At 76.6% G+C, this 1,145-nt stretch carries 1 protein-coding gene; it reads right to left on the bottom strand.

Annotation, left to right across the window (positions count from 1 at the left end; translation table 11 throughout):
- Positions 1-851 precede the first annotated feature (851 nt).
- Positions 852-1,145, bottom strand: a 294-nt coding sequence (locus ACIRPX_RS45960) for an AfsA-related hotdog domain-containing protein (protein WP_404206142.1), incomplete at its 5' end; no start/stop codon positions are given.

Raw genomic sequence — 1,145 nt, forward strand, 5'->3', positions numbered from 1 at the left:
CATGCGGTCGGTCAGCGCGCCGTGGGGGGGCGGGGGGGCGCGGGGGGGGTGTGTGGCGCGCCCGGCGCCTTTTGGGGCTGGCCGGGCCCGGCGGCGGGGCGGGGCCCGGGCCGGGCCGGGGCCCGGCGGGTGCCCGTCCCGGGCGCGCGTCCCTTTCCCCTGGTGCATCCGTGTTTCCCCTGGTGCATCCGCGGCGTCGCGGCGGCCCCGGCGGCCGCGACGCCGCGGGCTCCTGCCGCGGACTCCTGCCCTGGGTCCTGCTGCGGTGCGGTGCCCCACTGCGTGTCATGGCGCCGCCCGGTGTCCGCGTGCATCTCTGTCGCGGAGCGGTCTCGCGTCGTGGCTCACGCCGTGCCGTGCCGTGCGGGCGGTGGGGGGAGTCCGGCGGCGGCCCTGTGTCGTGGTGCGCGCCGGGCGGTGCGGGTCCGGCGGGTGTGGTGCCTGCTGGTCGCGGCGCGAGGGCGGGGTTGTGGTCTGCGCGGTGGGCCGGGTCTGTTGCGGGGTGGCCGGTGCGTGCGGTGCGTGCGGTGCGTGCTGTCGGGCTGTGGGGGTCGGCTGGTGCGGGGTGCGCCGGTCGTGCGGTGGTTGGTTCGGGCGGGGGGCGCCCCGGGGTGCTGCCTGGCGTGCGGGTGCGGGGAGTTGTCTGCCCTGTGCGGGTGCCCCGTGCGGGTGGTTTGTGCTGCCTGTTGTGCGGGTGTCTGGTGCTGTGCCTGGTGTGCCCGGTGGCGGCGGTGGGTGCGGGTGGGTGGCTGTTGTGGGGGGCGGTCGTGTCGGGTGCGGGGTGCTGTTGCCCCGTGCCGTGGTCCGGTGCCGGTGCGTCGTGGTCCGGTGCCGTGTCCGCCGGGGTGGGGTTAGTGGGGGGGGGGTGGGGTGGTGGTGATGTGGCAGGTGAAGGTTTGGGTGGTGTTCTGGTGGGCGGTGATGTGGATGGTTTCGGGGTGGGGGTGGGGGGTGTGGGGGGTGGCGTGGATGTGGCAGGGGGTGTCGAGTTCGACGTAGTGGGTGAAGGTGGCGTGGAGGTGGGTGGGTGGGGTGGGGGAGTGTGTGGTGGCGGCGGCGGCCTGGCGGGCGGCTTCGAGCAGGACCATGCCGGGGACGTGGTCGACGGGGTGGTCGAACAGGACGGGGTGGCGGGTGTCGGCGCG

It is taken from the genome of Streptomyces sp. NPDC101225 (assembly GCF_044767585.1).
Classification (GTDB): Bacteria; Actinomycetota; Actinomycetes; order Streptomycetales; family Streptomycetaceae; genus Streptomyces.